Annotated in this window: 15 protein-coding genes; 7 read left to right on the forward strand and 8 right to left on the reverse strand. The window is 58.9% G+C overall.

Going from position 1 to position 17114, the window contains the following annotated elements:
- Positions 1–102 precede the first annotated feature (102 nt).
- From AC2FIO_RS09375 to AC2FIO_RS09385, 3 genes are read left to right on the forward strand one after another with little or no spacing between them, the layout of a single operon-like run.
- Positions 103–759, forward strand: coding sequence for a sigma-70 family RNA polymerase sigma factor (locus AC2FIO_RS09375; protein WP_282119536.1), 657 nt, complete (start codon positions 103–105; stop codon positions 757–759).
- 10 nt (positions 760–769) lie between these two features.
- A complete protein-coding gene (locus AC2FIO_RS09380) occupies positions 770–1420 on the forward strand; it encodes a ChrR family anti-sigma-E factor (RefSeq protein WP_496697159.1) in 651 nt (216 codons plus the stop codon).
- 58 nt (positions 1421–1478) lie between these two features.
- Positions 1479–1883: a hypothetical protein gene (locus AC2FIO_RS09385; RefSeq protein WP_282119538.1), complete on the forward strand. Its 405-nt coding sequence runs from the start codon at positions 1479–1481 to the stop codon at positions 1881–1883.
- A 3-nt stretch (positions 1884–1886) separates the two neighbouring features.
- On the opposite strand, the gene AC2FIO_RS09390 is transcribed toward AC2FIO_RS09385, so the two are convergent.
- The 6 genes from AC2FIO_RS09390 to AC2FIO_RS09415 form a co-directional block, all read right to left on the reverse strand.
- Complete coding sequence (locus tag AC2FIO_RS09390; protein WP_282170229.1) at positions 1887–3116, reverse strand: DNA recombination protein RmuC; 1230 nt, start codon at positions 3114–3116, stop codon at positions 1887–1889.
- A 52-nt stretch (positions 3117–3168) separates the two neighbouring features.
- A complete protein-coding gene (gene mutL, locus AC2FIO_RS09395; protein ID WP_496697162.1) occupies positions 3169–5019 on the reverse strand; it encodes a DNA mismatch repair endonuclease MutL in 1851 nt (616 codons plus the stop codon).
- A gap of 282 nt (positions 5020–5301) precedes the next feature.
- Positions 5302–6231: a metal ABC transporter permease gene (locus AC2FIO_RS09400; RefSeq protein ID WP_496697164.1), complete on the reverse strand. Its 930-nt coding sequence runs from the start codon at positions 6229–6231 to the stop codon at positions 5302–5304.
- Positions 6228–7433 (reverse strand): metal ABC transporter permease, encoded by a 1206-nt coding sequence (locus AC2FIO_RS09405; protein WP_496697166.1) that lies wholly within the window; start codon positions 7431–7433, stop codon positions 6228–6230. Before AC2FIO_RS09405 ends, AC2FIO_RS09400 begins: the two co-directional genes overlap by 4 nt.
- Positions 7434–7436: 3 nt before the next feature.
- Positions 7437–8240 carry a metal ABC transporter ATP-binding protein gene (locus AC2FIO_RS09410; protein ID WP_058274943.1) on the reverse strand — a complete coding sequence of 268 codons (804 nt, stop codon included), beginning with the start codon at positions 8238–8240 and terminating at the stop codon, positions 7437–7439.
- A 3-nt stretch (positions 8241–8243) separates the two neighbouring features.
- Positions 8244–9197 carry a metal ABC transporter solute-binding protein, Zn/Mn family gene (locus tag AC2FIO_RS09415; RefSeq protein WP_282152380.1) on the reverse strand — a complete coding sequence of 318 codons (954 nt, stop codon included), beginning with the start codon at positions 9195–9197 and terminating at the stop codon, positions 8244–8246.
- Between the two features lie 198 nt (positions 9198–9395).
- On the opposite strand from AC2FIO_RS09415, the gene deoC reads away from it, so the two are divergent.
- From deoC to AC2FIO_RS09435, 4 genes are all read left to right on the forward strand, one after another.
- On the forward strand, positions 9396–10394 hold the full coding sequence (gene deoC, locus AC2FIO_RS09420) for a deoxyribose-phosphate aldolase (RefSeq protein ID WP_496697168.1): 999 nt from the start codon (positions 9396–9398) through the stop codon (positions 10392–10394).
- Between the two features lie 11 nt (positions 10395–10405).
- On the forward strand, positions 10406–12739 hold the full coding sequence (locus tag AC2FIO_RS09425) for an aldehyde dehydrogenase family protein (RefSeq protein WP_496697170.1): 2334 nt from the start codon (positions 10406–10408) through the stop codon (positions 12737–12739).
- A gap of 24 nt (positions 12740–12763) precedes the next feature.
- A complete protein-coding gene (locus AC2FIO_RS09430; RefSeq protein WP_496697172.1) occupies positions 12764–13579 on the forward strand; it encodes an SDR family oxidoreductase in 816 nt (271 codons plus the stop codon).
- Between the two features lie 87 nt (positions 13580–13666).
- Complete coding sequence (locus AC2FIO_RS09435; RefSeq protein ID WP_496697174.1) at positions 13667–14398, forward strand: cyclic nucleotide-binding domain-containing protein; 732 nt, start codon at positions 13667–13669, stop codon at positions 14396–14398.
- A 6-nt stretch (positions 14399–14404) separates the two neighbouring features.
- Here AC2FIO_RS09435 and AC2FIO_RS09440 read toward each other — a convergent pair whose 3' ends face one another.
- Both AC2FIO_RS09440 and AC2FIO_RS09445 read right to left on the reverse strand, forming a co-directional pair.
- Positions 14405–15709, reverse strand: coding sequence for a M16 family metallopeptidase (locus AC2FIO_RS09440; RefSeq protein ID WP_496697176.1), 1305 nt, complete (start codon positions 15707–15709; stop codon positions 14405–14407).
- On the reverse strand, positions 15706–17046 hold the full coding sequence (locus AC2FIO_RS09445) for a M16 family metallopeptidase (protein ID WP_282170221.1): 1341 nt from the start codon (positions 17044–17046) through the stop codon (positions 15706–15708). Before AC2FIO_RS09445 ends, AC2FIO_RS09440 begins: the two co-directional genes overlap by 4 nt.
- Between the last annotated feature and the right edge of the window lie 68 nt (positions 17047–17114).

The raw sequence follows: 17114 nt of genomic DNA on the forward strand, positions 1-17114 counted from the left end.
TTTCTTCGACATATAGATACTTATCATACGAAACTTGGTCCGGTTCGGATTAAAATCGCATCACAATGTGATCCAGCTTGGGGCTTACCGCGTAATGTTGTTATGTTTACCGAGATCGATACCGCGACCTTGGATGAACCGGTGGCCAGCAGGCCTTCACAGAAACCGTGGCGCGCAAAGAAACGCATCAAGGGAAAACCGGTGAACCGAGCGCAAGACAGTTGTGACAAACGAGCTGAGTGGGTGGACCACGTCAGACGCATAAGGGACGCACAGGATCAGGCAGCGTTTGCTGAGTTGTTTCAGCACTTCGCGCCGCGGATCAAGGCGTTCCTGATCAAGTCGGGCTCAGATGCGGCCATGGCCGAAGAGTGCGCACAAGAGGTCATGGTCACGCTGTGGCACAAGTCACATTTGTTCGACCCCACGCGGGCAACCGTGGCCACATGGGTGTTCACGATCGCCCGGAACAAGCGAATCGACGTCCTGCGCAAACAACGCCGCCCCGAGCCCGAAGAACTGGGATGGGGACCCGAGGCTGAACCGGAGCAGGACGACATACTCGTGCTGCAACAGGAAACCGCGCAGCTGCGCAACGCGATGACCGCGCTGCCAGAGGCGCAAAGACAACTGATCGAGAAAGCCTATTTTGGCGATCTGAGCCATCGAGAAATCGCTTCTCAGACTGGATTGCCACTGGGAACGATCAAATCACGGATACGGCTGGCGCTGGACCGCTTGCGCCATGCGATGAATTGAGATGACGGATATGAGCAATAAAATCAAACATCACCTGACAGACGACCTGCTGATGGCTTACGCCGCAGGCACTCTGCCCGAGGCTTTCGACCTGATGGTCGCGACACATCTTTCCATGTGCAATCAATGTCGTGCTCAGGCCGAAAGCTTTGACGCCGTTGGCGGATATGTCCTGGAAGAACAGGACGAGACCGTTGCGATGAACGACAAGGCACTTGCGGAAACGATGGCTTTAATCGCAAACGGTGCGCCGATTGCCAAACCTAGGCGACCCGGCTGCTCGGTTTTGCCAAGCCCGTTGCAGGATTACGTTGGCGGCGATGTGAACGACATCCGCTGGCGACCAATCGGCATGGGGGTCAAGCAGGCGATCCTCCCGACGACCGGTGATGCAACAGCTCGGTTGCTGTTCATTCCGGCGGGCACCGCAGTTCCGGATCACAGCCATAATGGTGTAGAGCTGACAATGGTTCTGCAGGGCGCGTTTTCGGATGAGGTCGACCGTTTTGCCCGTGGCGATGTGGAGATTGCAGATGAAGACCTGCACCATACGCCGACAGCCGACATCACCGAGGATTGCATCTGCCTGGCTGTCACTGACGCGCCGCTGAAATTCAACAAGCTGATGCCGCGTCTGTTCCAACCGTTCCTGAAGATCTGACGCAATCAGCACTCATATGGTATCCTGCCCTGCAAGCAGATTGGTGGAGGCATTTGAAATGATCCGGACTATGTTCTTTATTCTTGCCCTTATGGGTTTTTCATCTGTCGCTTCTGCCCAGTTGGTCGCTGACGTGAAGTTCGAACCGGGCAATTTCGGGACAATGGTCAATGGTACCGTCACTGGAAACGAGTACTTCGACTACAAGTTGGGTGCAAAAGCCGGGCAAGAGATGTTTGCCGACCTGAAGGTAAGCGACACAAATGGCTATGGCGTGATCTACTTCAACATCCTGCCGCCGGACAGTGATGGTTTCGCGATCTACAACGGCTCGATCGACGGGAATACCGCGCGCATCGAATTGCCTGAGGATGGAGACTACACGATCCGGGTCTACCTGATGGGCAATGACCGCGATACGGACAAGACGGTCGGCTACAATCTGGATCTGTCAATCCAGTAATGCCTAGCCTTCGGATTGGCCCAGAGGCACAACGTTGGTCTGATCGTCAGGCGCCAGTTCCTCGAAATCGAAGTTATCCAACCGCTGTGCCCGGCGGCCAGCCTTTTCCGCGCTGATCTTGATTTCCGAGATATCCTTGGCCGCTTGCCCAAAATGGCGGTCCAGATTGCCGACCCGATCACCCAAACGCTCAACATCCTTGTGCAGCAAACCCAGTTCTTTGCGGATCGCCCCAGCTTGTTCACGCATCCGCGCGTCTTTGAGGATCGCACGCATCGTGTTCAGTGTCGCCATGCAGGTGGTGGGCGAGACGATCCACACGCGTTTGGTGAAACTCTCCTGCACCAGTTCAGGAAATTTGGCATGAAGTTCGGCATAGACCGCCTCGGACGGCAGGAACATCAGTGCTCCATCTGCCGTTTCACCGTCCAGAATGTACTTCTCGGAAATATCCGTAATGTGCTTACGCACCGTGCTGCGGAACATCTGAACCGCCGCCTTCAACTCCATGTCATTGGTCGAACCGATCAGCGCCTCATAGGCCTCCAACGGGAACTTGCTGTCGATGACAATCGGTCCTGGAGGGTTCGGGAGGTTGATCAGGCAATCTGCGCGCCGTCCATTCGACAGGGTTGCCTGCAGCTGGAAACTATCCGAAGGCAGCGCCTTAGAGACGATATCATTCAGCTGAATCTCTCCGAAAGCACCACGCGTTTGCTTGTTCGACAGGATATCCTGCAAAGACAGCACGTCGCCCGACAGTTTTGTGATATTGTCCTGCGCCTTGTCGATGGCGGCCAAACGTTCCTGCAACTGCGTTAGCGATGTCGCGGTTTGTTTGGATGATCCATGCAGGGATTCCTTCATCCGCTCCTGCATCTCGGCCAAAGCACGCGCCGATTTCATCGCGTTATCCGCCAGTCGGTCATTCATCTGCTGCTGGACCGAGGACAGACGGGATTCAACCGTTTGGATCACCTGCACCTGCGCATTGGCCTGCGTGTCCGAAACATGCTGCAAGCCACCGCGCAATTGTTCCTGCCCCTGCCCCAATTGCTGCACATGCTGGCCAAGATGCGCCATCTGGCGGGACAGAGGTTCCGCCATCCGGGCCGACCGGTTGGCTGCGCGCAGCGACAAAAACAGCAACAGCAGGATCAGCGTAACAACCCCGCCCACGGTCAGGATCACGGGGTCGTTCAGCGCATATTGGGTTCCTGCAATCTCGATCATGTCGCCTCGGGTGTTCTTGTTTTATTCTCCATAGCCCAACCAAGCCAATGGATCAACTGCGGCCGAACAATCGCTCGATATCGCTCAGCTTCAATTCCACATAAGTCGGCCGCCCGTGGTTGCACTGACCGGAATGGGGCGTGCCCTCCATTTCCCGTAGAAGGGCGTTCATTTCTTCGGCCCGCATACGGCGACCCGACCGGACCGACCCATGACAGGCCACCCGGCTGAGAATCGCCTCAATCCGCGCCTGCACGGTCTGGCTTTCGCCCTGATCGGCCAGTTCGTCGAGGATATCGAGGATCATCGCCCGCGCGTCCACCTCTCCCAGAATGGCAGGAGTTTCACGCACCGCGACGGCACCGCCGCCGAAAGGTTCAATGGTCAGCCCCAGGTTCGTCAAATCATCAGCCACCTGCATCAAGCGCGCGCAATCGCTGTCAGACAGTTCAACAATTTCCGGGATCAAAAGCGCCTGCGCAGCAACCCCATTCTCGGCCATCTGTTTTTTGAGCTTTTCATAAACCAGCCGCTCATGTGCCGCATGTTGATCGACGATCACCATGCCGTCTGCGGTTTGGGCGATGATGTAGTTTTCATGTACCTGACCACGTGCCGCGCCCAAAGGCAGATCTTCGACCGGAGCTTCAGCGGTTGGCACTGGGGCCGGCTCGACCACGTTGCCGCTGTAGTCTTGTGACAGCTCGGCAAACCCCTGCGCCTGCGCTTGATACGCCGCCCGCCGTGCAGATGGCGAAGGTCGGTCCATCTGATAAACGCGCGCAGGCGTAGGCTTTGCGGGTTCAGGACGCATCGCGCCCAGTGTCGCATTGGCCACTGTGGAGGAGGCCCTGTGCCCGGCCTCGGCCAGCGCGTGCCTCAGGGCCGAGACGATCAACCCGCGCGCGACGCCCGGATCGCGGAACCGGACCTCGGACTTTGCCGGATGCACATTCACGTCGACCAACGTCGGATCGCAGTCGATGAACAATGCTGCTGCCGGATGACGATCCCGGCTGAGGAAATCGAAATAGGCCGCCCGCAGCGCGCCCGTCAGCATCTTGTCGCGCACAGGACGACCATTGACGAACAGATACTGCGCCACCGCCGCACCGCGCGAATAGGTCGGCAGGGCGGCGTAACCGTACAACCGGATCCCCTCGCGCGTGGCATCGATCTGCAGGGCATTTTCAGCAAACTCGCGCCCTATAACGCGGGCCAGCCGGGCATGCAGTGCGTCGAACAGATCACCATTTTCGCGGTCAGCGCGGAAGGTCACGCGCCCTTCTCCACCGCCAGAGACGTCACGCAAAGTGAAAGTCACCGCAGGCTCGGCCATGGCCAACCTTTTGACGGTGTCGGAGATTGCCTGGGCTTCGGCCCGGTCGGTGCGCATAAATTTCAATCGCGCAGGCGTTGCGAAAAAGAGATCGCGCAGTTCGACCACTGTGCCAGCACGTAAGGCGGCAGGTTTCACCGCCTCGATCCGACCACCCGCCACATGGACCGAAGCCGCCTCGCCCCCCGGCACCCGGCTGGTAATGGTCAGGCGCCCGACGGCGCCGAGCGATGGCAGCGCCTCACCCCGAAACCCGAAGGTGTGGATATTCAGCAGATCAGACCCGTCGATTTTCGAAGTCGCATGGCGCGACAAGGCCAATGGCAGATCCTCAGCAGCAATCCCACAGCCATCATCGGTGACGCGAATCAGCGTCTTACCCCCATCGGCAATGTCGATCGCGACGCGGGTTGCGCCTGCGTCGATGGCATTTTCCACCAATTCCTTGACTGCAGAAGCCGGACGTTCAACAACCTCGCCTGCCGCAATACGGTTGATTGCTGCGTCGTCAAGTTGCCGGATGACCGGTCGATTTTCGCTGATATTGGGGTGTGCCTGCGCCATACCACCAGACCTAGCACATTCGCGCACGATTCTGCCACAGCTTTGGCTTGCATTTAATGTGAGGAGGGGGCGTTCGAACAATCGCACCGTGCCAGCCTAGACTTGCGGCCAGTCTGGGCGCGATTGCTCGAACGATCCGGAGTGAGTGGTGGTCATCCAATAATCAATGGATCAATTCATACCACGAATACGGTTTCACGATGCGAAGACTCTCTGGGCCTCAAGTCGGGTGGCGAAGTTTGGCCGATACCGCACAAGGCCCAGCGGCGGGAAAATGCCGGGTCACGCGGTCCCGGGTGCACTCGCCCGGGTCCGGCACGGCCCCCACAAAGCCGCAAACGCAAGGATCAGACCAGACATCGTTGCGATCATGCCCGCTGCACTGACCGCGTCCGCCGCCCCCAGCCAGAGCGGACCATATCCAGCCAGCACGTACCCGGAGACAGCCGACAGGATGGCAAAGACGATGCTCCACGCGATCTGGGATTCGAGCCGGTTGGTCATCATGCGCGCCGCCGCCGGGGGACAGATAAACATGGCAATCACAATGATCGAACCCACGGCGTCAAATGCCGCCACGGCGGCAATCGCTGCCGTGATCACAAGGGCCATGCCCAAAATTCCGGTCCGGACACCAATGGTGCGCGCGAACCCTTCGTCAAAGGTGGAAATCTTCAGCGGCCGCCAGAACAGCCATACAAAGACAGATACCCCCAGCAAAGTCAGCGCAATCCGAGGCAATTCCGGCGGCAACCCCGCCAGCGCCACGGGATCCAACACCGAAGACCAGCCCACAGCGTCCAACCAGATCAGGCTTTCCAGATTGCCATACAGCGCATGTTCAACATCCAGGTGTACAGTCGAAGTATCGGTTTGTTCCAGCAGCAGCACACCAGCAGCAAACATCGTGGTGAAAACCACCCCCATCGCGGCACCCGCCTCGATCTGCCCCAGCCGCCTGACGGCTTCGATCAGAACCACGGCCACCACCGCCGCACCCGCGGCGCCCAGCATCATTGGCCAGGTTGAAATCGTTCCGGTTAGCAGAAAGGCCACGACAATACCCGGCAGCACCACATGGCTGATCGCATCCCCGATCAGGGCCTGTTTGCGCAGGACCAGGAAGTTCCCGGGCAAAGCGCAAGCGATGGCGGCAAACGTGCCGATCAGCAAGGGTGTCAAAGACAGGGGTACGAATTCTTCACCGTTCATGCCGGAACCTCCTGCGGGCCGCCGATCTGGCGGTCGATCTCGGCGATCTGATCTTGGGTCAGGACGGTTTCGATGTCCCGCAACCCGTCGTACAGCGCTGCCGTTGCCTCATGCATCTGATCGGCCCTGACGATTTCCCAGCGCTTTTCATCCCGCAGCGCCTTGGCAGCCCGGGCTTTGCCGATTTCGGTGGCCACGCCATCTGCCCGCGCAAAACCGGCACGCCGCAACAGGCGCAAGGTCAACGGCTCATAGATCTTTTGCCCTTGCGCCAGTGCCAGCAGACCCTGCCGAATGTGAACCCGACGCTGGAACCGCAGTTGCCGCAGAACCGCTGCCAGAACACCCCGAACAGGCGCAAGTAACAGGGACAGTGCGAAAAAGCCAAAGCTGACCAGAACAATGATCGGGCCGGTGGGCAAATTGGGGGCCGAGGCCGACATCGCCGCCCCCAGATAGCCCGCCAACCCTCCGGCCAGGCCAGCCAGCAGCACCACGCGGTCCGAGCGGTCCGTCCAGAACCGCGCCGTGACAGGTGGGATGATCAGCAGCGCCACAATCAGGATTAGCCCGACAATTTTCAGGCCCACCACGGTAACCGCCATGACCAGCCCCATCATCGCCAGATCAATCCGGTGCACCGGCAGCCCCCGGGCAGCGGCGTATTCCGGGTCGAAAGCCACCATGGTCATAGGTCGGCGGATGATCATGACCAGCAACAGCGTCGCTGCCCCACCGATTGCGATGACCAGCGCATCGGCCCACAACATCCCTGCGGTCGAGCCAAGCAGGAACCCTTCCAGCCCGGCCTGACGACCGACGCCCATGGTTTGGATCACGGTCAACAGCACGATGCCAAGACCGAAGAACACCGACAGGATGGCACCAATGGCGGCATCCTCGGCCAGTCGTGTTTGGCGTGTCAGCCAGTTCATGCAAAGTAATCCAACCCAGGCCGACACCGCCGATCCGGCCAGCAGACCGATCAGGTTGCGCCCATCGCCGCCAAGGGCGACCAAAACCATGAACCCAAGGCAGACACCGGGCAGAGTCGCGTGGCTGATTGCGTCGCTGACCAGCGCGCGTTTGCGCAGGAACAGAAACGTGCCGGTCACACCAGCGGATATACCCAGCAAGGTCGCACCAATCGCGACCAGCGTGGCGTTATAGCCCAGCTGCAGGGTCAGAGCATCCCAAAGCATGATTTACCCCAATGCGCGCGAAATCTGGTCGATCTGCGCAGTGGCCAAACGGCCGCCATACGCCGATTGCAGGGTTTCGGCGGTAAAGGCCTCGGCCACAGTTCCCTCGGCCACTTTGCGGGTATTGATCAGGAATACATGGTCGAAATAATCAGTCACCGTGGCCAGATCGTGATGCACGACAACAACGGTCTTGCCCGCCTCTTTCAGCGACTTCAGCACTGCGATGATTGCTTTTTCCGTCGCTGCATCGACACCTGCGAATGGCTCATCCAACAGATAAAGATCAGCATCCTGCGCCAGAGCACGGGCAAGAAAAACGCGCTGTTGCTGGCCGCCGGACAATTGACCAATCTGACGATCGGCAAAATCGCGCATCCCGACCCGGTTAAGACAGTCCATGGCCCGGGACATATGCCGGGCACGGACACGACCCAGCAAGCCCAGCTCGCGGGACAGACCCATCAACACAACATCAATCACGCGCGTCGGAAAATCCCAGTCGACGCTTGCGCGTTGCGGCACATAGGCAATTCGTGCACGCTGTTTCTCCAGCGGTTCACCAAAGACGGACACCTGCCCGGACAAGGGCGAAACGATGCCCAGCGCCGCCTTCAGAAGCGTAGACTTCCCCGCCCCGTTCGGGCCGATGATCGCCGTCATCGCGCCGGGTTGCACGGTCATATCCACCGAAAACACGGCAGGTTTCTGACCGTATGAGACAGTCAGGCCGCGAATGGCCAGCGGGCAGTCCTTTGTAATTTTCTCAGCAACCGAAGCACCCTGATGCGCAGCCAGCGACAGCATCGTTCAAGACCCCGCCGACAGTTTGCCGTTCATGCCGCGTTCGGGCACGTCTGCGCCCAGCGCTCCGGCAATCACAGAGATGTTGTGATCCAGCATCCCGATATACGTGCCTTCATAGGTGCCCGGTTCACCCATTGCGTCGGAATACAGCTCTCCGCCGATGCCAACATCATGACCTTTGGCCGCAGCACCTTCGATCAGCGCACGCATGGACCGATCAGAAACCGAGCTTTCGACAAACACCGCCGTCAGCTGCTGATCTACCAAGGTATCGACCAGTTCGCCGATCCGGTTCAGACCAGCCTCAGACTGGGTCGAGATGCCCTGTATACCAAGCACCTCATAGCCGTATTCCTCACCGAAATAGCCAAAGGCGTCATGCGCCGTTACAAGCACACGGTTGTTTTCCGGTACGTCGGCCAGCACTTGTTTGCCGTAGGCTTCCAACTGATCAATCTCGGCCAGATGTGTCTGCGCGTTCGCGGCGAAGAAATCAGCAGCCTCGGGGCGGGCCTCTGTCAGGGCTTCTTGAACCTCGACCACAACATCGCGCCAAACGGCCGGGCTCATCCATACATGCGGGTCATACTTATCGGCATAGTCGTCATGCGCGCGCAGTTTGGACTTATCGACACCTTCGGCCACGGCCACGACCGGACGTTTACGTCCGAGATCATGGAAGAAGTCTTCCATCTGCGCTTCAAGGTAAAGACCGTGCCACAGGATCAGATCCGCCCGGGTCATAGCAACGATGTCGCTGCGGGTCTGACGATAGGCATGCGGGTCGACGCCCGGGCCCATCAAGCCCTTGACCTCAACCTGATCGCCACCGATCTGACGTGCCGCATCAGCGATCATGCCCGTGGTGGCAACAACCTTCAGCGACGCCTCGGCCCATGCCGCGAGGGGCAAAGCGGCGGCAAAAGCCATAACCGCAAGAAAACTACGACGAATCATTTCTGACCCCATTTAGGTATCCTCTTGAGAATGAATATGCGAACCATTCGCAACTAAGTCAACGCTATTGCGAATTATTCGCAAGAAAACCTCAAATTTGTCCATTTGGTCAAAAAAATTGCACACGGAAGGCCGCTATGCCTTCCAATTAGCGCCAAGCCGTGCGAATTTGGCGCAAACCTCCCAAAGGATGTGAAGATGGAAACGCAGAGCTCAGAAAGCCCCGTGCGCACCGCGCATCTGCCGCAAGTGACCGAGCCCAGAAACCCCGGTATGGATCTTGATCTGGACTGGGTACGCGCCGTGCAGGTCAATACTTCGGCCATTGAACGCCGCGCCGCGACCCTGCCCGGTCGTCGGTCCGTCAAAAAAGAATATCAGGCCGCATGGCTGTTAAAGGCGGTCACGATGATCGACCTGACCACCCTGTCGGGTGACGACACGGTTGGTCGAGTCCGCCGTCTGTGTGCCAAGGCACGGCAACCCGTTGCACCTTCGGTTCTGAAGGCGCTGGATATGCCGCCTATCACAACCGGGGCCGTTTGCGTCTATCACGACATGATCGAAACGGCAGTGGATGCGCTGCATGGCACCGGCATTCCGGTTGCGGCAGTTTCGACCGGCTTCCCTGCTGGCTTGTCGCCATTCCATCTGCGCGTGGCCGAGATCGAAGAAAGTGTGAAAGCCGGCGCCGAAGAGATCGACATCGTGATCTCGCGCCGTCACGTGCTGTCGGGCGACTGGCAAGCCTTGTATGACGAGATGAAGGCGTTCCGCGTGGCTTGCGGTGATGCGCATGTCAAAGCCATCCTTGCCACCGGCGAACTGGGCAGCCTGCGCAATGTCGCGCGCGCCTCGCTGGTCTGCATGATGGCCGGGGCGGATTTCATCAAGACCTCGACCGGCAAGGAAAGCGTCAACGCCACCTTGCCGGTTTCGCTGGTCATGATCCGCGCGATCCGCGACTATTATGACCGCACCGGATACCGGGTCGGCTATAAACCGGCAGGCGGCATATCCAAGGCCAAGGACGCGCTGGTTTATTTGTCGCTGATCAAGGACGAACTGGGCGACCGCTGGCTGGAGCCGGACTTGTTCCGTTTTGGCGCGTCGTCCTTGTTGGGCGATATCGAGCGGCAGTTGGAACACTATGTAACTGGCGCATACTCCGCCGGTTACCGTCACTCCATGGGCTGAGGACAAAAACAATGACAGTCAAAGAGATATTCGAAACCATGGATTACGGCCCTGCCCCCGAAAGCGCCGCCGAGGCTCTGGCCTGGCTGGTCGATCAGGGCGACAAGTTCGGTCACTATATCGATGGTGCGTTCACCAAACCCGGCAAAGGGTTCGACAGCCGCAACCCGGCGACCGGAGAGGTTTTGGCCAAGCTGACGCAGGCCAAACAGGCCGATGTGGACGCTGCTGTTTCTGCCGCCCGCAAGGCGCAACCGAAATGGGAGAAGCTGGGCGGTGCAGCCCGTGCGCGGTACCTCTATGCCATCGCGCGCTTGTTGCAGAAGCATTCGCGCCTGTTTGCGGTGCTTGAGAGCCTCGACAACGGCAAGCCGATCCGTGAATCACGCGACATCGACATCCCGTTGGCGCAGCGTCATTTCTACTACCACGCAGGCATGTCGCAGCTGATGCAAAGCGAACTGCCCGATGCTGAGGCGTTGGGCGTCTGCGGGCAGATCATTCCGTGGAATTTCCCGCTGCTGATGCTGTCGTGGAAGATTGCCCCGGCCCTGGCCATGGGCAACACAGTAGTTCTGAAACCGGCCGAGTACACCTCGCTGACAGCCCTGTTGTTTGCTGATATCTGTTCGCAAGCCGGACTGCCCAAAGGCGTGGTCAACATCGTCACCGGAGACGGCGCGGTGGGTGAGATGATCGTGAATTCGGACGTAGACAAGATCGCCTTTACGGGCTCGACTGTTGTTGGCCGCCGTATCCGTGAAGCGACCGCTGGTTCTGGTAAGGAATTGACGTTGGAGCTGGGTGGTAAGTCGGCTTACATCGTCTTTGATGACGCCGATATCGACAGTGCTATCGAAGGTTTGGTCGACGCGATCTGGTTTAATCAGGGTCAGGTCTGCTGCGCAGGGTCCCGCTTGCTGGTCCAAGAAGGCATCGCGGACCGTTTCCACGACAAACTGCGCGCACGGATGGACTCGCTGCGCATCGGCGATCCGCTGGATAAATGCATTGATGTGGGCGCGGTTGTAGACCCGGTCCAACTGCAAACCATCAAAAGCATGGTCGAAAGCAACACCGCCGGTCACGTGCATCAAGCGACATGCGATCTGCCGGCGAACGGGTGTTATTACCCGCCGACGCTGATCTCGGGCCTCGAGACATCCGACCCGCTGATGCAAGAAGAAATCTTTGGTCCGGTTCTGGTGTCGTCAACCTTCCGCACACCGGAAGAGGCGGTCGAGCTGGCCAACAACACCCGTTACGGGCTGGCCGCGACCGTGTGGACCGAGAACGTGAACCTTGCACTGGATATCGCGCCCAAACTGGTCGCGGGCGTGGTTTGGGTGAATGCCACCAACCTGTTCGACGCGGCAGCCGGATTCGGCGGCGTGCGCGAAAGCGGCTTTGGCCGTGAAGGCGGCTGGGAAGGGCTGACGGCCTATACCAGGCTCAAAGGCAAAGCTAAGCCGTTGGCGAAGGTCGAAGCGGCCATCGGCGAGGGCTCTCCGGTCGATCCGATTGACCGTACCGCCAAGATGTATGTCGGAGGCAAGCAGGCACGGCCCGATAGCGGCTATTCGAAACCCGTCTGGGGTAAATCCGGGCTGTTGGGCCACGTGAGCCTCGCCAATCGCAAGGACGTCCGCAATGCGGTTGAAGCTGCGGCAGGGGCCAAAGGTTGGTCCAAGACCACCGGCCATCTGCGGGCACAGATCCTGTATTACATCGGCGAAAACCTCTCGGCTCGCGCCGACGAGTTTGCCGCTCGCATCGACGCAATGACCGGCAAGAAAGACGGTGCGAAAGAGGTCCAAGCTTCAATCCAACGCCTGTTCTCCGCCGCCGCTTGGGCCGACAAATATGACGGTCAGGTGCACGGCGTTCCGATCCGTGGCGTGGCGATTGCCATGAAGGAATCCGTGGGTGTCATCGGCGCGCTTTGTGCGGATGAGGCGCCTTTGTTGGGTCTGGTCTCGGCCATGGCCCCGGCGATTGCGATGGGGAATCGGACAGTTCTGGTGGCTTCGGAGCCCTACCCGCTGGCGGCTACCGATTTCTACCAAATCCTCGAAACCTCGGACGTGCCCGCCGGTGTAGTCAACATCCTGACCGGCAGCCATGCGGAATTGGCGAAACCGCTGGCCTCGCACCTGAATGTCGATGCGGTCTGGTCGTTCTCATCCACCGACTTGTCGAAAGAGATCGAGGTCGTCTCGGCTGGGAACCTGAAACGGACCTGGGTGAATAACGCGACGGCATTTGATTGGGGCGTGGACCATTCTCGCCGCTTCCTGCAGGCTGCGACCGAAGTCAAAAACATCTGGGTGCCCTACGGCGAGTAGGGCTCCCCGCCAAGGGAGGCCTACATGGACTTTTCAGAAAAAACCGTCGTCGTCATCGGTGGAACCAGCGGTATCAATCGCGGCATTGCCGAGGCCTTTGCGGCCTCGGGTGCCAAACTGGCGGTCGCCAGCCGGTCGCAGGAAAAGGTCGATGACACCGTTGCTGCGCTGAAAGCTGCGGGGGCCCAAGACGCCATCGGTACGGCGTTCGATGTACGTGACCCGGAGGCAGTCGCTGAGGGCCTCAAACAGTTCTACGATGTATTCGGTGACTTCGACGTTTTGGTGTCGGGCGCAGCAGGTAATTTTCCGGCGCTCGCAGCAGAGATGTCGGTCAATGCGTTCAAGACCGTGATCGATATCGACCTGATGGGCACGATCCACGTGATGAAGGGGGCCTATCCTTTCCTCAAGCGTCCGGGTGCCAGCATCATCAACATCTCGGCCCCGCAATCCTACCTGCCTTACGAAGGCCAGGCCCATGTCTGTGCCGCCAAGGCAGGCGTGGATCAGATCACCCGCACCCTGTCGATGGAATGGGGCGTCGAGGGTATCCGCGTGAACTCGGTCGTGCCGGGCTTTATCGAGGGCACCGAAGGGGCCAAGCGTTTGGCCCCCACGCCGGATGCCGGAGAAGCGTTGCGTAAGGACGTCCCCCTGGGCCGTTGGGGTCAGCCGCAGGACGTGGCGAACGCCTGTATGTTCCTAAGTTCTGATCTGGCTAGCTATATCAGCGGCACGGTTCTGGCCGTCGATGGCGCGTTGTACCAACGTGGCTCGGGCAAGTTCGGCCAGATGATGGGGCAAATGTTGCGCGCGCAGGCGAAAGCACGCTCATAAAACCCATTAACCTGTGAGGTTGTTCATTTACGGCTTCACGTAATTGGCACAGCGTAAGACCCATTCATTGCGAGGGTGGGTCCTTACATGCTGAATAGTCCATTTGAATTTACCGAGTTTGTCGAATTGGCCACCATGATCGGCGTAGCCGGGGCTGGCCTTTACATTCTGAACTACTTTTTACTGCAAATCGGCATAGTCCGCGGCAATGGCGTGCTCTACCCGGTTCTAGTTATCGTTGCTGCAACCTGCGTTCTGATCAGCATGGTTGAAGAATTCAATCTTGCCGGTTCGATCATACAGATGGCCTATATCGCGATCTCGGTCATCGGATTGCTGCGCGGATACCTTTCGCGGCATTTCATTCGCTTTTCCGCAGCCGAGCGCCAGTTCATCTCGCATCATCTTGGGTCACTGAAACCGCATCATGCCCGAAAGCTATTGAACACTGCGTCGGTTCAGGAGTTCGCCAAAGGCGACATTCTGATCGAAGAAGCCAGAACAACAGATTTCCTTGGCTATGTCCTGAGCGGGCGAACAACCATCCTTCAAAATGGTCAGGTCATCAATATTTGCGGCTCGGACGAGACACTAGGAGAGCTGACATTCGGCCTTGGCCTACCCGCAACGGCCACCGTCATCGCCTCAGAGCCGACAACTTGCCTGGTGTTCGACAATTTCCGTCTGTCGCGCCTGCTGCGCCGCAACCGGCATATCGACGACGCGCTTAAAGCCGCGCATTTCAGGCATGCGCGGCAAAAGCTTCTGAGCAGCAACAAGCATACGCTTCGGGCACAGAAACAGCCCGTCGCGGCCTGATCGGGTTTAGCCGTCCAGACCTTCGGGCTTACCGACAATGGTGAAGTGGAGCCCATCAGGGTCCAGCAATTCGCTGGCGACCCGGTTGATCTCTTCCAGCGTGATCGCATTCACCTTGTCGTTGCGGGTGGCGATATAGTCGATGGGCAGGTCTTCCATCTGCATCCCGACCATGATCCCTGCGATCTGGCCATTGCCATCAAACCTCAGCGGGTAAGCGCCCGTCAGATATGTTTTGGCATCGTCCAGTTCTTTTTGGGTTACACCTTCGGACGCGGCGCGAGCCCACTCGTCGCGGATCACCTCGACCGCTTCGGCAATGCGATCATTGCTGGACGACACGGATCCCAGATAAACCGAGGCCAAGTCCTTGGGCACCAGATAAGTGCCGATTCCATAGGTCAAGCCACGCTTCTCTCTCACTTCCTGCATCAGGCGGCTTTCAAACCCGCCCCCGCCAAGGATGTGGTTCAGGATGAAGGCGGCAAAGAAATCGGGATCATCGCGGTCAATGCCGGCATGTCCGAAAAGGGCCACAGATTGCGGCGTGTCGAACTCAACCACGCTGACACCACCGGGGATTGACACATCGGCGCGTTCAGGGATCGGCTTTCCAGTTTTTGGCAGGTCGGCCAGCAGTTTATCCAACAACGCGCCCAGCTCTTCGGGTGTGATGTCACCCACTGCGCCTACATACATCCGGTCTTGGACAAAGACATCCTGATAGGCGGTGACCACGTCATCGCGCGTCAGGGCGGTCACGCTTTCGATCGTACCCTTACCTTCGGTGCCGTAAGGGTGGTCGCCGTAGGCCATTCGGGCAAAGTTACGACCCGCAATGTCATTCGGGTCGGTTTGATCGGATTTAAGGCCGGACAGCACCTGCGCCTTTACCCGGTCCACCGCATCCTGATCAAAGCGCGGCTCGTGAATGGTGGTGCGCAGCAAGTCGATCACGTCGTCCCGGTTCTCGGTCAGGAACTGCGCGGTGATCGACACCGAGTCATCGGTTGCACCGTACCGGAACGAGGCCGCCAGCGATTCCAGCTCACGCGCATAGGTGCGGGCATCCATGTCACCTGCGCCTTCCTCAATCAGGCCGCTCATCAGGTAGACCGCACCGCGTTTGTCCGCGTCATCCAGCGATGTGCCGCCGCGAAAACGCAGCTCCAGCGCGGTGAAGGGGATCGAGTGATCCTCGACCAGCCAGGCGGTGATACCACCAGGAGAAGTAACCTCTTCGATCTCGATATCGGCCCACACGGGCAGAGCGACAACGAACGCGATCAGGGTTGCGAATATCCGTTTCATTGCGTCACCTCGTCATCGCGCATTAGCCAGCCGGTGACCGATGTTTCCGGTTGTATTACCTCGCGGGCAGCGGCGATGATCTCATCCCCAGTGACAGCTTGCAGAATATCGGGCCAGGCCTGCACGTCCTCAACTGTCAGGCCGCTGGTCAGTGCGCGGCCATAGCGGTTGCCAATCCCATCCACATTGTCGCGCGCATAGGTCTGCGACGCCCGCAGCTGCATCTTGATCCGGTCAAGGTCTTCTTCGTTCACACCCTCAGCAATGAAGTCGGCAACCACCTGATCCATTGCATCTTCGGCCTCTTGCAGGGAAACGCCTGCAGCCGGGACGACGATCAGGTCAAAGGTCGTATCATCCAGCGAGACACCCCGATAGAACGCCCCGGTGTAGACAACCTTCTGCTGCTCGAACTGCAGCTTTTCGTTCAGGTAGGATGTCGTGCTTCCGCCCAACAGTTCTGCCAACAAAAACAGAGCAGCCGCTTTTTCCTGTTCGCCCGGATCACGCTCGGGTGCCAGATAGCTGCGCTGCACATAGGGCTGCGACACGCGCGCGTCTTTGTATGTCAGACGGCGTTCTGCCGTTTGCGGCGGTTCCTGCGACCGGACCCGTTCTGGCAGGTCAGGGTTGGCGGGGATCACGCCGTAATACTGCTCGGCCAGCGATTTGACCTCGTCAGGTTCGACATCACCGGTGACGACCAGAATGGCGTTATTGGGCGCGTAGTGGGTCTGGTAGAAGGACAGCGCGTCCTCCATGTCCAGCGTTTCCATCTCGTGGCGCCAGCCGATGATTGGCACGCCGTAGCGATGGTTGAGATACTGCGACGCGCTCATCTGTTCGCCAAACAGGGCGCGCGGGCTGTTGTCGGTGCGCTGGTTGCGTTCCTCAAGGATCACGTCGCGTTCGGTGACAATATCATTTTCGCTCAGGCGAATATTGCGCATCCGATCCGCTTCCATCCGCATCATCAGTTCCAGCCGGTCGGCGGCAACGCGTTGGAAATACGCGGTATAATCATACGAAGTGAACGCGTTGTCGGTACCGCCATTGGCCGCAACGGTGGCCGAAAATTCGCCCGGGGCCAAAGTGTCAGTGCCTTTAAACAGCAGGTGTTCCAGGAAATGCGCCACGCCCGATGATCCCACGGGCTCATCTGCTGACCCTGCGCGATACCAGACCATATGCTGCACAACCGGTGCGCGGTGATCTTCGATCACGACGACATCCATGCCGTTGTCCAGCGTAAAGGTCGTGACCGCTTCGTGCCCCTCGCTTGCAGCAAGAGGGGTTGCGGCCATCAGGGCTGCCGACAATGCCAGGGCCCGAACCATAGGGCGTCCTCCGTTTGATTTATGTTGTTCAAACTACGGTGGCACCACGCGGGTTCAAGGCCAATGAC

It is taken from the genome of Ruegeria sp. CDSB086, assembly GCF_059611065.1.

Excerpts from the sequence above, each read along its gene's own strand:
- AC2FIO_RS09425 (WP_496697170.1), top strand. The coding sequence starts at position 10,406 with ATGACAGTCAAAGAGATATTCGAAACCATGGATTACGGCCCTGCCCCC.
- AC2FIO_RS09410 (WP_058274943.1), bottom strand. The coding sequence starts at position 8,240 with ATGCTGTCGCTGGCTGCGCATCAGGGTGCTTCGGTTGCTGAGAAAATT.
- mutL (WP_496697162.1), bottom strand. The coding sequence starts at position 5,019 with ATGGCGCAGGCACACCCCAATATCAGCGAAAATCGACCGGTCATCCGG.
- AC2FIO_RS09380 (WP_496697159.1), top strand. The coding sequence starts at position 770 with ATGAGCAATAAAATCAAACATCACCTGACAGACGACCTGCTGATGGCT.
- AC2FIO_RS09390 (WP_282170229.1), bottom strand. The coding sequence starts at position 3,116 with ATGATCGAGATTGCAGGAACCCAATATGCGCTGAACGACCCCGTGATC.
- AC2FIO_RS09405 (WP_496697166.1), bottom strand. The coding sequence starts at position 7,433 with ATGCTTTGGGATGCTCTGACCCTGCAGCTGGGCTATAACGCCACGCTG.
- AC2FIO_RS09400 (WP_496697164.1), bottom strand. The coding sequence starts at position 6,231 with ATGAACGGTGAAGAATTCGTACCCCTGTCTTTGACACCCTTGCTGATC.
- AC2FIO_RS09385 (WP_282119538.1), top strand. The coding sequence starts at position 1,479 with ATGATCCGGACTATGTTCTTTATTCTTGCCCTTATGGGTTTTTCATCT.
- AC2FIO_RS09375 (WP_282119536.1), top strand. The coding sequence starts at position 103 with ATGTTTACCGAGATCGATACCGCGACCTTGGATGAACCGGTGGCCAGC.
- AC2FIO_RS09415 (WP_282152380.1), bottom strand. The coding sequence starts at position 9,197 with ATGATTCGTCGTAGTTTTCTTGCGGTTATGGCTTTTGCCGCCGCTTTG.
- AC2FIO_RS09435 (WP_496697174.1), top strand. The coding sequence starts at position 13,667 with ATGCTGAATAGTCCATTTGAATTTACCGAGTTTGTCGAATTGGCCACC.
- AC2FIO_RS09445 (WP_282170221.1), bottom strand. The coding sequence starts at position 17,046 with ATGGTTCGGGCCCTGGCATTGTCGGCAGCCCTGATGGCCGCAACCCCT.
- AC2FIO_RS09440 (WP_496697176.1), bottom strand. The coding sequence starts at position 15,709 with ATGAAACGGATATTCGCAACCCTGATCGCGTTCGTTGTCGCTCTGCCC.
- AC2FIO_RS09430 (WP_496697172.1), top strand. The coding sequence starts at position 12,764 with ATGGACTTTTCAGAAAAAACCGTCGTCGTCATCGGTGGAACCAGCGGT.
- deoC (WP_496697168.1), top strand. The coding sequence starts at position 9,396 with ATGGAAACGCAGAGCTCAGAAAGCCCCGTGCGCACCGCGCATCTGCCG.